Origin of the sequence: Fictibacillus gelatini DSM 15865, assembly GCF_000430745.1 — a bacterium.
Lineage (GTDB): Bacteria > Bacillota > Bacilli > Bacillales > Fictibacillaceae > Fictibacillus_A > Fictibacillus_A gelatini.
Genome location: NZ_AUMP01000003.1, coordinates 199762 through 213049, shown reverse-complemented (window position 1 = coordinate 213049; position 13288 = coordinate 199762). Strand labels below are relative to the sequence as shown.

The 13288-nt window shown below is 40.2% G+C and carries 15 protein-coding genes; 1 reads left to right on the top strand and 14 read right to left on the bottom strand.

What is annotated here, in order from left to right; all coding sequences use genetic code 11:
- Positions 1 to 145 precede the first annotated feature (145 nt).
- Positions 146 to 394 carry a ferredoxin gene (locus tag H538_RS0106550; RefSeq protein ID WP_026676920.1) on the top strand — a complete coding sequence of 83 codons (249 nt, stop codon included), beginning with the start codon at positions 146 to 148 and terminating at the stop codon, positions 392 to 394.
- A 122-nt stretch (positions 395 to 516) separates the two neighbouring features.
- Here the strand turns inward: H538_RS0106550 and H538_RS26015 are convergent, their stop codons facing one another.
- The 14 genes from H538_RS26015 to H538_RS0106480 all read right to left on the bottom strand — a co-directional run bounded on the left by H538_RS26015 (position 517) and on the right by H538_RS0106480 (position 13174).
- Complete coding sequence (locus tag H538_RS26015) at positions 517 to 693, bottom strand: hypothetical protein (RefSeq protein WP_154657916.1); 177 nt, start codon at positions 691 to 693, stop codon at positions 517 to 519.
- A gap of 121 nt (positions 694 to 814) precedes the next feature.
- A complete protein-coding gene (locus tag H538_RS0106540; RefSeq protein WP_026676919.1) occupies positions 815 to 2611 on the bottom strand; it encodes an ATP-binding protein in 1797 nt (598 codons plus the stop codon).
- Positions 2608 to 3324, bottom strand: coding sequence for a response regulator transcription factor (locus tag H538_RS0106535; protein WP_026676918.1), 717 nt, complete (start codon positions 3322 to 3324; stop codon positions 2608 to 2610). The genes H538_RS0106540 and H538_RS0106535 overlap by 4 nt, the downstream gene beginning before the upstream one ends.
- A gap of 96 nt (positions 3325 to 3420) precedes the next feature.
- On the bottom strand, positions 3421 to 4626 hold the full coding sequence (ccsB, locus tag H538_RS0106530) for a c-type cytochrome biogenesis protein CcsB (RefSeq protein WP_026676917.1): 1206 nt from the start codon (positions 4624 to 4626) through the stop codon (positions 3421 to 3423).
- Positions 4627 to 4643: 17 nt separating this feature from the next.
- Positions 4644 to 6254, bottom strand: coding sequence for a cytochrome c biogenesis protein ResB (gene resB / locus H538_RS0106525; RefSeq protein ID WP_026676916.1), 1611 nt, complete (start codon positions 6252 to 6254; stop codon positions 4644 to 4646).
- 12 nt (positions 6255 to 6266) lie between these two features.
- Positions 6267 to 6788: a thiol-disulfide oxidoreductase ResA gene (resA, locus tag H538_RS0106520; protein ID WP_026676915.1), complete on the bottom strand. Its 522-nt coding sequence runs from the start codon at positions 6786 to 6788 to the stop codon at positions 6267 to 6269.
- A gap of 46 nt (positions 6789 to 6834) precedes the next feature.
- Positions 6835 to 7587 carry a pseudouridine synthase gene (locus tag H538_RS0106515; protein ID WP_026676914.1) on the bottom strand — a complete coding sequence of 251 codons (753 nt, stop codon included), beginning with the start codon at positions 7585 to 7587 and terminating at the stop codon, positions 6835 to 6837.
- A gap of 132 nt (positions 7588 to 7719) precedes the next feature.
- On the bottom strand, positions 7720 to 8250 hold the full coding sequence (locus H538_RS0106510; protein WP_026676913.1) for a spore maturation protein: 531 nt from the start codon (positions 8248 to 8250) through the stop codon (positions 7720 to 7722).
- Between the two features lie 3 nt (positions 8251 to 8253).
- A complete protein-coding gene (locus tag H538_RS0106505) occupies positions 8254 to 8844 on the bottom strand; it encodes a nucleoside recognition domain-containing protein (RefSeq protein ID WP_026676912.1) in 591 nt (196 codons plus the stop codon).
- 5 nt (positions 8845 to 8849) lie between these two features.
- Positions 8850 to 10007 carry a D-alanyl-D-alanine carboxypeptidase family protein gene (locus tag H538_RS0106500; RefSeq protein ID WP_026676911.1) on the bottom strand — a complete coding sequence of 386 codons (1158 nt, stop codon included), beginning with the start codon at positions 10005 to 10007 and terminating at the stop codon, positions 8850 to 8852.
- 74 nt (positions 10008 to 10081) lie between these two features.
- A complete protein-coding gene (locus H538_RS0106495) occupies positions 10082 to 10636 on the bottom strand; it encodes an isoprenylcysteine carboxyl methyltransferase family protein (protein ID WP_026676910.1) in 555 nt (184 codons plus the stop codon).
- 13 nt (positions 10637 to 10649) lie between these two features.
- Complete coding sequence (locus H538_RS0106490; RefSeq protein ID WP_026676909.1) at positions 10650 to 11738, bottom strand: type III polyketide synthase; 1089 nt, start codon at positions 11736 to 11738, stop codon at positions 10650 to 10652.
- Between the two features lie 102 nt (positions 11739 to 11840).
- Positions 11841 to 12422: an SMC-Scp complex subunit ScpB gene (gene scpB, locus H538_RS0106485; RefSeq protein WP_407636377.1), complete on the bottom strand. Its 582-nt coding sequence runs from the start codon at positions 12420 to 12422 to the stop codon at positions 11841 to 11843.
- A gap of 2 nt (positions 12423 to 12424) precedes the next feature.
- On the bottom strand, positions 12425 to 13174 hold the full coding sequence (locus H538_RS0106480; RefSeq protein ID WP_026676907.1) for a segregation/condensation protein A: 750 nt from the start codon (positions 13172 to 13174) through the stop codon (positions 12425 to 12427).
- Between the last annotated feature and the right edge of the window lie 114 nt (positions 13175 to 13288).

Below are 13288 nucleotides of genomic sequence, written 5' to 3'. Positions count from 1 at the left end.
GTGGAATAAATATAAGTGTGAAAATCGCCGGATTTCCTATTGAAAAGTAAGGGGAGAAAATTTACAATATAATTGTATAATTGATTTTTGCAGTTATGAAAATGGATTTTTCTGTTGTTTCCAACTTTATAAGGAGGTAAGCATTATGCCAAAGTACACAATTGTAGACAAAGAAACATGTATTGCTTGTGGGGCCTGTGGGGCCGCAGCGCCGGATATTTATGATTATGATGATGAAGGAATTGCTTATGTAACGCTAGATGATAACCAGGGAATTGTAGAAATTCCTGATGTATTATTAGATGATATGCAGGATGCTTTTGAAGGCTGTCCTACAGATTCCATCAAAGTAGCTGATGAACCATTTGACGGTGATCCTTTGAAATTTGAATAAGCTTTTAAAAAAACCCTTCATCATCGAAGGGTTTTTTCTTTACTCTACTCTTTTATTTTAGTAACTATGATAATCATTGTCAATTCCATTCAAGCTAAAAGGGTGGTAGCCGGCTACTTCTATCACACAATATGTAGCGCCTCCGGTTGATTCACCATTAGTTTTGTAAATTGCGGAGGCGGAGCGGGCAATTCCTGTTTATTTAGTTTGCCGGCAAAGCCTCCTCTTCCGCCGATAAATAATATACCAATGCAAAGTGTGATCATGATTACGACAAAAAATCGTTTGACGTACTCCATAACATCCTCCCATACGGTAAATTGCAATAACTTTACTATTGTATGAAAAGGATGGATGAAAAATGACCGGATTCTTTCACTTTTGTTTCGTATGGAACAAGAAAAAACGGGAAAATAACAGTTATTCTTCTATGTTTCGAGGCAAAAAGAAAGAAAATGTCGTACCTTCCGTCCATTTGCTGTGAACGGTAATTTGCCCTCCATGTGCTTCAACGATATTTTTAGCAATCGCCAGGCCTAAACCGGTTCCGCCTTTTTTTCCACGTGTTCGCGCCTTATCCGCCTTATAAAAACGTTCAAATACAAATGGGAGGTCTTCACCCGGGATTCCTGAACCGTTATCTTGTACATCGATTTTAACGCCGTTTTCCTCAGATCGAACAAAAACTTTTACAAACCCATTGTTTGGAGTATGCCGAATGGCATTATCGATTAAGTTCGTCAAAACTTGTTCAATTCGATCCGGATCGATCATAATTTGATCTTCAAACTCGCTAATCTCATAAGATAAAGCAATTTCCTTGTCCTTAGCCAGCCCGTAAAATTTGCGGACGACACGTTCAATAAAGGTCCCGATCGATACATGATCGAGATGCAATTTCATTTGTCCGGATTCTAATCTTGCCAAATCAAGAAGCTCATTCACAAGACGTCCCATTCTCAGGGATTCATCATAAATGATTTGTGCGATCTCCTTTTTTTCCTCCTCTGATTCTGCAATATCATCTACGATCGCTTCACTGTAACCCTGGAGCATCGCAATGGGTGTTCGTAATTCGTGTGAAACATTGGCGATAAAATCATCTCTTAGTTTATCCATTTGTCGTTCTTTTGTCATATCACGCAAAACGGCGACGGCTCCGCGGACAAATTGCTTATTGTAAAGAGGTGTCATGACGACAACCCAATACCTTCCCTGTATGGCAATTTCGAGAAACTGCTCTTTTTCAAGGGTAACGACTCGTTCAAATAACTCATTCATTTCCGCAGGTAAACCGTCCGAACCTTCTATTTCCGCTCCATGTTCATATTTCCACGTTTGTAAAAACTGTTGTGCAGGTGGATTCGTCACGAGAATGTCCATTTTCCTGTCGATTGTTATGACACCGTCAGCCATTGAGCTTAATATTCCAGATAGCTGCTCTTTTTCTTGATTCAGTGCGGTAATAAACGTTTTCAACTGTCTTCCCATCCGATTAAACGCCATCGCCAGCTCCCCGATCTCATCATGAGTAAGCATCGGAACTTTCATATCAAATTCACCTTTTGCAATATGAAAAGCCGCTTCCCTCATTTTACGGAGAGGGGCTGTAACCCTTGTTGAAAGGAAAAAGGCAAAGATCGTAGTTAAAATAATGGCAATACCTGCAGCCAGAAAAATAAATAGTGTTGTATGGGTTGTGCTTTCCTTAATGTTTTGCAATGATTGGTAGACATATACGGCACCTGTTTCCCCATTGGACTGTTTGATAGGTAGGCCAACAATTAAAACGTGGTTATGGATTTCCTTCCCATTTTGGATCACCGGGAAGTCACCCTGTTCAATCACTTTTTTCCCTTTTTTATAAACGGAAGCCAATGTTTTGTTTTTTAAAAATACCGATTTTGGCAAATTAGGTTCATTTTTTTTGCTGGAAGGAGGTGAATAAAAGTTCCCATTATCCATCACTACCATCGCATTTAAGGATGAAGCGTCAACTATTTCCCATGTGATCCTGAGCGCTTCGTCGCGGTTGCCATAGTTTTTAATCATATCATTAATTTTTTCGGTAATATGCGTTAATTGATCCCTGGCCTGCTTTTCATAAAAGTTGCTGAAAAACTGCGTTAAAAGAATGGATAACATGAACAGGACGACGGCTACGAGAAGAATGATGGTCGCCCATAATTTCCCTACTACACTTCTCCAAAGCATTATTCTTCTGCCGCCTCAAACTTATACCCCACTCCCCAGACCGTTGCGATCATGGAAGCCGCCTCCGGCGACACTTTATTTAATTTTTCACGGAGCCGTTTTACATGCGTATCGACTGTTCGTAAATCACCAAAAAACTCATAATTCCAAACGTCTTTCAGCAATTGTTCACGGGCATATACTTTATCAGGTGTTTTTGCTAAATAGTAAAGAAGCTCATATTCCTTCGGTGTAAGATTCACTTCTTTTCCACTGGCCAATACGCGGTGGGCATCATGGTCAATCGTTAAATGCGGGAATACAATAACATTTTTTGTCACTGTTTCCGTTTGCAAAAACTTTGTAGAGGAAGACCGCCTCAATAAAGCTTTTACTCGAAGGACCACTTCCCTCGGGCTGAATGGCTTGACGATATAATCATCCGTTCCAGCCTCAAACCCTTGAATTCGGTTCATTTCTTCCCCTTTTGCCGTTAACATAATAACAGGAGTGGCTTTTTTCTTTCGTAATTGTTCACAAACCTCAATTCCGTCCATTCCCGGCATCATGAGATCAAGCAAGATAAGGTCATAATTGATTGAAAGTGCCAGTTCCAGAGCATCTTCGCCGTTTTCAGCTTCATGGACCTCATAATGTTCCCGCTCTAAATACATTTTTAATAGCTTGCGAATTCGTTCCTCGTCATCAACCACGAGAATTTTTGCTTCTTTTTCCACAACGATTCCCCCATTATTGACTATTTTCCAATTTTATTTTACATGAAGTTAGTAGATACTACAAAACCCTTCACCTCTGTGAAGGGTTTTGTAAGCTTACGCATAGGAGTGCAGTCCGGCAAGAACGAGATTGACCGCGATTAAGTTAAAGGCAATGATTAGAAACCCGATTACGGATAGCCAGGCCGATTTTTCCCCGTGCCATCCTTTGTTTAAACGCAAGTGAATGTAGGCTGCATAGAATAAAAAGGTGATAAGTGCCCAGACTTCTTTCGGATCCCAGCCCCAAAAACGAGTCCATGCCTTTTGCGCCCAAATCATTGCAAATATTAACGCTCCGAGCGTAAAAACAGGGAACCCAATCGCAACCGCACGATAGCTGATTTCATCTACGAGGTCATCATTCATATTCGCCAGCTTCGGTTGAATAGCTGCCGCAATGCGCTTCCGAAGAATCAAACGCAATAGGCCATAAAGCACTGCCCCCGAGAGCAATGACCAAATAAATGTATTTAGCTTTTTCGGGGCCTCTTCTCCTTTCATCCAGGATGGGGCATGAACGAACGGCTCATAGCCGCCTTTTGTCAGCAGCTTTCCGTCAGGCGGGCCAATCAGTACCGGAAGTTCGTATGTGATTGTTTGTTCTACTCTTTGTCCGTCCTTCCATGCTTTCCACGAAAATTCTTCTTTCGTCCCTATGCTTTGAGAAATGATTGTCACAATAATAAAGCCAACAATACAAAGAAGACAGTACATAATGAATTCCAACCATTTCGTCTTCGCTGTTGAAACTTTTTGGTCAACGGTTAAGATTAAGTAAATAAGTCCTGCAACAAAACTGATAGATAAAATCCCTTCACCAAGTGCCGCCGTCGTCACATGAATTTTCAGCCAATCACTTTGCAGTGCCGGAATCAGCGGAGAAATGTCACGCGGGAACATGCTTGCATAGGCAATGACTAAAAGCGCAATTGCCATTGCAAATACCCCGAGTACATTTGTTTTATAAATTGCATAAATAATGATAAAGGCAAATACCATCATCATTCCAAAAAATGTTGTAAATTCAAACAAATTGCTTACAGGAGCATGTCCGCTCGCAATCCAGCGAGTAATAAAATAGCCGAGTTGACAAATAAATCCGATGATGGCTATTGTATATCCTATTCTCCCCCATCGTTTAATGTACGCCGCTCCTTTTTCACGCCCTTTTTTGTCTGAGATCGACATCGCAAAAACAAAGGTTGCAATTAAATAAATGATAAATGCACAGTAAAGTAATGTACTACTAATCCCAGCCATAATACCCTCCTATTGGCTTATGAACGTTTTGGTTCAACCTTATCTACAGGCATTATTAATCCCGTTTCATCAGAAATCTTTTGAATTTCCTTTTTGAAGCCAAACCAGTTTTTATTTGTATGAGCCGCCAGCCATGTTTCATTGTCTTTCTGACGTATCCAAATTCGCCGATGGTTCCAATACAGTCCCTGGACGACTCCAAGCATAAAGATGGCAGCGCCTACAATGATGATCGGCAACGTTAAATCTTTTTTCACAGTAAGCCCTGAAACATCTTTCATTTCTACACCGGCAAACTTCATTTTATATTTGTTTGCTTGCTGTTTATTCGCTTCAATGGTTTGCTGAATAGCGACCAATGAACGTTCTCCGTCAGGTGTTTCCGGTGTTTTAAAGTCAAACACAAAGGCTGGATTTTCCGGCGACTTGTTTCTCGAAGCAGGGAGTCCCTTCTCATCAAAATAAAAATTTGGATAATATCTCGATAATTTCACTTCCACACCATGACCTAAATCATACTCAGTTTTTGGATTATTTAAATCAACCGTCATTGGACCGTACGCTTTTCCCGTTTTTTTATTGACGAGGTTAAATTTCATTTTATCCAATTCGCCTTGCCTGTAATAAGACTGATAGATTCCGTAATGACTGAATTTAAAAGGATGATTGACCTTCGCTTGTCCATCTTTTATTTTTTCGAGCTTCGGCAGTTCGCCAATGACTGGCTTGCTTTTCGCCCGATAGAGTGTGATTTTGCTCTCGTAGTTTTTTGGAACTTCGCCGGCCTTTTGGAGCGCTGCCTTATACTGTTTGTCGTTTTTGCTATACGTTTGAAGAATAAAATTATTATTTTTCAAATAATATTCGTTATTGGTTCCGGGGATGGCTGCCGTTTCTCCTTCTTTGATCCATACAACTTTATCGATGTACATGCCCGGAAAAAAGCGCAGCATCGCACCGACAAGAAAAATGATAAGGCCGGTATGATTAACGTAGGCCCCCCATCTGGAAAATCGCCCTTTTTCCGCCAGTATATTTCCGTTTTCTTCTCGTACTTTATAACGATTTTTTATTAATGCACCTTTAATATGCTCAAACGGGATACTGCCAGGAGTGATGCTTACTAGCCGCTGTCCTTTGAGGAAATTTTCATGTCTTGTCACTCGCTGATTTTTCAATGACTTATAAAGAGGCACACCACGGTCGATACTTGCCACAATGATCGATAAACCGAGAGCCGCTAACAAAGTGATGAACCACCACGAACCATATAAGTTTTCAAACCCAAGTAAATAATAAATTTTTCCGAATATCCCGTATCTGTCCTCATAATATGTAGCAGGGTCCGCGTTTGACGGTATGTACTCTTGTTGCGGAAAAATCGATCCGATTGCCGCAGCGACAAGAATGATAAAAATAATTGTGACACCGACTTTTACAGAGGAAAAAAAGTTCCATATTTTATCAATGATTGTTTTGTTGTATGTTTTCGATCGAATGGCACTACCTTCATAGCGCATATTGATCAACTGGTCTGAATCTCCGCCCTTAAAAGGCTTGCCGCATGCGGCACAAAATTCAGTTCCGTACGGATTTTCATGACCACATTCACACTTGATTGCCTTCATATGAACACCCCGTTACGGTTTTATCATTTCCATAAATTGCTTGATCGTATCATACGGCAGAGACGCACTTGTCTTTTTAATAATTTTACCGTTTTTATCTACTAAAACAGTTGTCGGAAGAGGATCAATACCGTAAGCTTCCACAACATCCCCTGTTTTATCATTCACTATCGGAAAAGTTAACTTATATTCTGACTTAAAATCTTTCACCGCAACGTTCGATTCCCCGACATTAACGGCCAATATTTCGACACCTTTTTTCTTATATTCAGAATATAGCTTCTCCATATCCGGCATTTCTTGTTTGCATGGTTCACACCATGTCCCCCAGAAATTTAAAAAAACGCCCTTCCCTTTAAAATCTGAAAGTTTTACCTTGTGCCCATTTAAATCGGTCAATACGAAATTCGGTGCCTGATCCCCGACAGTAGCAACATCATCTTTCGTCAAACTTTTATAAATTGTATAACTGACTGCACAAACGATTATTAAAAGAATGAGTGAGCGAAATAGCAACCGCGTTTTTTTATTCATGTCAATCACCCTGTCCCTATTGTTCCAATTTTACTATAACGTTAAATTATCTCTTCGAAACATCTTTTTTTGACGGTTGTGTGACAGCTTGATTTCGAAGTTGTTTTACTTCATGCGCCGTCAGTACACGAAACTCACCGGGGTTTAATCCTTTAACGTCCAAAAAGGCGTACCGTTCGCGTTTTAATTTGATTACAGGGTGGCCGACATGCTCAAGCATTCGGCGAACCTGCCTGTTTTTTCCTTCGTGAATGACAAGTTCAATGATAGCCGTCTGTTTTTTTCGATCTGCTGAACGCAGTTTTGCTTTTGCCGGTGCCGTTTTTCCATCATCTAAAACGACTCCTTTTTCCAATTTTTTTAATGTTTCCTTCAAAGGAATTCCTTCTACTTTCGCTATGTATGTTTTGTCCACTTTATATTTCGGGTGCATGAGAAGATTAGCGAATTCACCATCATTCGTCATAATGAGTACACCCGATGTATCATAATCGAGCCGCCCGACCGGAAAGATGCGCTGATTGACGATGTCTTTGAAAAAATCCGTCACGACCGGCCTTCCTTTATCATCAGAAACTGCTGTAATAACACCCTGGGGCTTGTACAACAAAAAATAAACGGGCTCCTCTCGCTCAATTTGGATCCCATTCACCTCGATACGATCTTTTCCGGAGACTTTTGTCCCGAGTTCTTTGACGACCTTCCCATTGACTTTCACTTTACCTTCCAATATTAAGTTTTCAGCTTTCCTTCTGGAAGTCACTCCACTTTGTGCAATTACTTTTTGTAAACGTTCCATGCTTTCACCTCTTTTACATGATACCTTCTCTATCTTCAATTCTCAAGAATTCAAGTTTTCATTTCTATTATCCATTGTTAACGTATTTGCAAACAAAAAAACGTTACCTGCGAAATTGGTAACGTTTTGAACTTATGAAAATAGGAGTGAAACAACGATACACGAGGAAATGAATCCAATTAAATCAGCGAAAAGCCCTACTTTAACCGCATATCCCATCTTGCGGATCCCAACCGCGCCAAAGTAAACCGTTAAGACATAAAACGTCGTATCTGTACTTCCTTGAATCGTAGAAGCAAGCCTTCCGATAAACGAATCCGGCCCGTATGTTGCAATTAAATCGGAAGTCATTCCAAGTGCCCCGCTCCCTGAAATGGTCCGCATTAAGGCGAGAGGAACAACTTCACCTGGAATGTGCAGCCGATCAAATAACGGCTTGCAAAAGTTTAACATTAAATCGAGTGCCCCCGACGCCCGGAAAACGGAAATGGAGACAAGCATGCCAACGAGAAATGGAATGATAGAAATGGCCATGGAAAACCCTTCTTTTCCACCTTCAACAAAAGCCTCATATGTCGGTACTTTTTTTATCGTTCCATAGAGAAGAATAAATCCGATTAGAAAAGGAACAAACCATATCGAAAATGAATTGATTAAACTCATGTTCTATTCCCTCCTCTTTTTCGAACGATAATAAAAAAACCGGTCAATCAAGAGTGCCCCCACTGTTGAGAAAGCTGTTGCTATTAACGTTGGCCCAACAATGTCTGTCGGGCTCTCTGAACCAAACTTCATCCGAATGGCAATAATAGTTGTAGGGATAAGTGTGATGCTCGACGTATTGATTGCCAGCAGCGTGATCATCGAACGGCTTGCTTCATTTTTATCACCGTTTAATTTTTTTAACTGTTCCATCGCTTTTATTCCCATCGGCGTTGCTGCATTTCCAAGCCCAAAAAGATTGGCGACCATATTTGACAAAATATAGCCTAATGCCGGGTGTTCCGGAGGAACGTCCGGAAAAATACGCTTTACAATCGGCCGGAACAAATTAGCAAGAACAACGAGTAGTCCGCCTTTTTCCGCAATTTTCATCAATCCGAGCCAGAATACTAAAATACTGATCATCGCAAAACTAATCGTAACCGCTTCTTCGGCCCCTTTGAAGACGGCTTCATTTACTTTATCCATCGTCCCGTTAAACATCGCTACTATAAAACCAATGACCATCATGGCAACCCATATGTAATTCACCATTTTCTTTAATCCCCTACTCGAATAACAAATAATTGATTTAAAAAATGTTTAATCGTGTTCCAAAGCCCCTTTTTCTCTTCTTTCACCTGGCCTTTTCCTTCATAGTATAACGGCAAATTTCCTATTTCGTCGGAATTAAGGGTAATTTGCATTCTCCCAATCGGTTTAGGTATGCCTCCCTGCCACTTTCCATCTTTAGGAGGACGGTACAATGTGATGGCGGTTTTCACAAGTTTCCGTTCATCCTTCATCAGTGGATATTGAAAGGTTCGGTTCGCTTCAATTTTATTTTCATATTGTTTTAATCGAATGCCGTCGATGACTCCTTTTTTTACAATTGTTGTAAGGTCATATGTTTGAAAGCCCCAATTAAATAAATTTTCATGATCTTCCCAATCATTTGGATCATCAAGGGTCACTGCGATTAACCCCATCCCGTCTTTTTTTGCTGTGGAAACAAGCGTTCGTTTCGCCCGTTTCGTAAATCCTGTTTTGCCTCCTGTTGAATAGCGGTACAACTTTAACATTTTATTTTTGTTTTTCCAAATTCTGTCCCATTTTTCTCCTTCTTGATGTGACCGATACACTTTCGTTGACGATATTTTTCTAAACTCCTTATTATTCATTGCATATCTTGTCAGAAGAGCCATATCATAAGCGCTTGAATAATGATCTTCATGATCATCCAACCCGTGCGGATTGCGGAAATTCGTATCTTCCATTCCGATCTCCCGCGCCTTTTGATTCATCAAAAGTTCAAATCCTTCGACGCTTCCCCCGACATGTTCAGCAATCGCCACGGCCGCATCATTTCCCGAACGTAGCATAAGGCCATAAACTAAGTCCCTCAATGGTACACGTTCCCCTGGCGTTAAATAAAGTGAGGAACCTTCCGTTCTTGTTGCTTTCTCGCTTATTTTTACCTTGTCCGACATTTTACCGGATTCAATTGCGATGATTGCTGTCATAATCTTTGTTATACTCGCAATCCGCATTGGACGGTGTTCTTCTTTTCCGAAAAGCACTCTTCCTGATTCTTGTTCCATTAATACGGCAGCCCGTGCAGATACACCAGGACCAACCGCTTTTGTCTTTGCGGGCACTAGCAGCACGAAAAGAAGAATTACAATCGACATTTTCACCTTTTTCGATTGAAAGAACATATTGTATCCCGTCCTTAAGCGTTTTGTACAAGTTTATGCAAAATAAGGATCGTTATGATAACGAATTCTATCTCCTATTCGCTTCCTGGAAGAAATCTTCTTTTTTTCGAAAATTGATATTTATAATTTGTCGCTTCTTCAAGCGCTCTTTCTTCTTCTGGAATGCGGATGGATAAGAGAGAGGCGTTGAACACCGTAAATAAAATAGCGGTGAAATAAGCTTGAAAGAGTAGCGGAATGACAATAATTTCGATACACACCACGAGGTAATTCGGATGGCGTAAATAGAGATATGGCCCCTTTGCGATAACGGATGCTCCCGGCAGAATAATAATCTTTGTATTCCAATAAGGACCGAGAGATGAAATGGTCCAGATTCTCAACATTTGTGCTATTATGTATAAAGTGAACGGAATCGGCCACCATCCCGGCGGCGTTCGGCGAAAAACGGTGACCTCAAACCATAACGATAGGAAAAAAGCGATATGCAACATAACGATCCATTTATAGTGGGCTCGCCCTACTTCGATCGCCCCTTTTGCTCGCATTTTCATTTCATTGCGTCTTGCAAGGAATAGCTCGGCAACACGTTGGATGATGACGAATAGGAAAAAAAGATTAAACCACATCGAATATTCCCTCCTATACCCACCTGACAAGTAACAATTCAGAAGAAAACCCGGGTCCTAATGCCCCGATCAAGCCCATTTGACCTTTTTCGCATACTTTATCCATAAATCGTTTAAGACAATAAAAGATTGTGGCTGACGACATATTTCCATGGTGTTTTAATACTTCCTTCGAAATGGACAGTTTTTCCTCATTGATTCCAATTGCGCCAACGTATGCATCAAGCACCTTTTTTCCCCCTGGATGAACGATAAAATGATCAATCATTTTTTCATCTAACTGATGTTTTTCTAATAATTGATCAACATTTGGTTTCAGCCACTTCGTTATTATCGAAGGAATATCCCGTGAAAAGACTACATATAAGCCGTTATTTTTAACGTTCCACCCCATCACATCTTCCGAATTCGGCATAAGGGTTGACATCGTATCAAAAATTGCAGGAATTGCCCCGAGCTTTGAGTGCTTGATTAAATCAGATTCGTCCCCACAGATTAATGCACATCCGACTCCATCTGCAAACAGGGATGTTCCGACAAGATTGCTTTTTGATTTATCATCATGTTGAAATGTCAGGCTGCAAAGCTCAACACTAAGGACGAGGGCATTACTCTTCGGATACGCTAAACAATATTCATACGCTCTTGAAAACCCGGAAGCTCCTCCGGCACATCCAAGTCCCCAGATCGGAATTCGCTTCGTATGGTTGGAAAAGGGTAATTTGTTCATAATCCGCGCTTCAATACTCGGAGTCGAAAAACCGGAACTTGAAATAAAGAAAATCGCATCAATTTCCTCAGGGGAAATCGCGGATTGCAAATGTCCTGATCGAAGCAAACATTTTTCTATTGCCCTGACGCCAAATTGGGTTGCGTTCTCTATATATAACTCGTTTTTCTCTTCCAGAGAATGTGCGGACTCAAACCACTCCAGCGGCATGGCAAAGTAACGGGATTCAATTTCTCCATTTTGAAAAATGGTCAAAAGCCTTTCAATATCTTTAAACTGATGTTGAAAAAGTGACCGTGCAAATTTTAAGGCCGTTTCTTGCGTTAATGAATAGGGTAAATTTTCTGTTTGAACAGAGAGAAATACAGGCATCGCTGACCCTCCAAATATTTCATCTTCTGTATAGTTTTCCACTAAAACAAAAAAATAAAAGGATTTCCCTTTATTTCAAGGGAAACCCCATTTTTTTCTTTCTCATTCAATTGTTTCCTTAAACTTCGAGAAAAATAAATCGGCTTCTTCAATCGATTGTTCGTTGACGTTTTCAGGAAGCGGCGGGAGTTCTTCAATTGATTTTAAGCCAAAATGATCGAGGAACGCTTTTGTCGTTCCGTATAAAATGGCTCTTCCTGTTCCTTCCGCCCTTCCAACTTCTTTAATTAATCCTTTAGCTGAAAGAGTGGAAAGTGGCTTTTCCGTTTTCACCCCGCGGACTTCTTCAATTTCTGTTCTCGTAATCGGTTGTTTATAAGCAATAATCGCCAATGTCTCAAGTGCAGCCTGTGATAATGTCGCATGCTGAGGCGTTGAAACGAGCCGTTCATAGAAACGGGCATGCTCTGGTTTAGTGACAAATTGAAATACTCCTGCCACTTCTATAATCTTAAAGCCTCGTTTCTTCGATTCGTACTCTTCTTTTAATTCACTTAGCAAATCATCAACGATATGTATATCTATTTCCAATACATCCGCGATTTGCTTCCGATCAATTCCTTCTTCTCCCGAAACAAACAGTAACCCTTCTATAATTGCTTTTGTCTCAACTGCATCGTTCAAACTCATTTCTCCCCTGTTACACTAATAAATATTTCACTAAAATTCCCATCCTGGTTACACGTTATTTCTTTTGTTTTCATTAATTCTAAGATTGCTAAAAAAGTAACAACCATATGTTCTTTATTATGATGATGAAAAAGCTCTGAAAATCGTTTTCTCCCATTTTCAAGCCGCAATTCGTTGATAATTTGACTCATACGAAGTTCAATCGGAATTTCTTGTCGTTCAATCGTTGTTCTCTTTGGCAAATTTTTCTCTTTTTTTGCGAATAGTTTTTGCATAGCTTCCAGCATGTCATAAATCGTTACATTTGAAACAGGATTAACCGTTTCTTCATTTTTTCCAAAAGCGGATAAGTCCGCCGGTTCTCTCGTATAGACTAAACTTCGTGCAGCTTCCTTTTCTTTAAGATGTAAAGCCGCTTGCTTAAATTTCCGATATTCAATAAGACGGTTCACTAAATCTTCCCTCGGGTCTTCTTCCACCTCAAAGCCCATTTGCTGATCGATTGGATCTGCTTCCTGTTTAGGCAAAAGCATTTTGCTTTTTATTGCAAGAAGTGTCGCGGCCATCACAAGGTATTCACTCGCAACATCAAGCTTTAATTCTTTCATTGTATGAATATAGTTCATATATTGCTCTGAGATGACCGCAACCGGTATATCATAAATATCAATTTCATACGTGTTAATTAAATGGAGGAGAAGATCAAGCGGACCTTCAAATGCGTCCAGTTTTACGTTATATGGCATCGTTATCCCCGGTTTCCTTCATTCTATTTTCCTGTACAAGATTATAACATATAAATTCAAACAGGCACCCTTTTATCAAAATAGGCATATATCTATAATTATATTGAATGGATT

Excerpts from the sequence above, each read along its gene's own strand:
- H538_RS0106480 (WP_026676907.1), bottom strand. The coding sequence starts at position 13,174 with ATGCCATATAACGTAAAACTGGACGCATTTGAAGGTCCGCTTGATCTT.
- H538_RS0106515 (WP_026676914.1), bottom strand. The coding sequence starts at position 7,587 with ATGGAACGTTTACAAAAAGTAATTGCACAAAGTGGAGTGACTTCCAGA.
- resA (WP_026676915.1), bottom strand. The coding sequence starts at position 6,788 with ATGAATAAAAAAACGCGGTTGCTATTTCGCTCACTCATTCTTTTAATA.
- H538_RS0106500 (WP_026676911.1), bottom strand. The coding sequence starts at position 10,007 with ATGTTCTTTCAATCGAAAAAGGTGAAAATGTCGATTGTAATTCTTCTT.
- H538_RS0106490 (WP_026676909.1), bottom strand. The coding sequence starts at position 11,738 with ATGCCTGTATTTCTCTCTGTTCAAACAGAAAATTTACCCTATTCATTA.
- H538_RS0106495 (WP_026676910.1), bottom strand. The coding sequence starts at position 10,636 with ATGTGGTTTAATCTTTTTTTCCTATTCGTCATCATCCAACGTGTTGCC.
- H538_RS26015 (WP_154657916.1), bottom strand. The coding sequence starts at position 693 with ATGGAGTACGTCAAACGATTTTTTGTCGTAATCATGATCACACTTTGC.
- H538_RS0106550 (WP_026676920.1), top strand. The coding sequence starts at position 146 with ATGCCAAAGTACACAATTGTAGACAAAGAAACATGTATTGCTTGTGGG.
- H538_RS0106510 (WP_026676913.1), bottom strand. The coding sequence starts at position 8,250 with ATGAGTTTAATCAATTCATTTTCGATATGGTTTGTTCCTTTTCTAATC.
- ccsB (WP_026676917.1), bottom strand. The coding sequence starts at position 4,626 with ATGGCTGGGATTAGTAGTACATTACTTTACTGTGCATTTATCATTTAT.
- resB (WP_026676916.1), bottom strand. The coding sequence starts at position 6,254 with ATGAAGGCAATCAAGTGTGAATGTGGTCATGAAAATCCGTACGGAACT.
- H538_RS0106505 (WP_026676912.1), bottom strand. The coding sequence starts at position 8,844 with ATGGTGAATTACATATGGGTTGCCATGATGGTCATTGGTTTTATAGTA.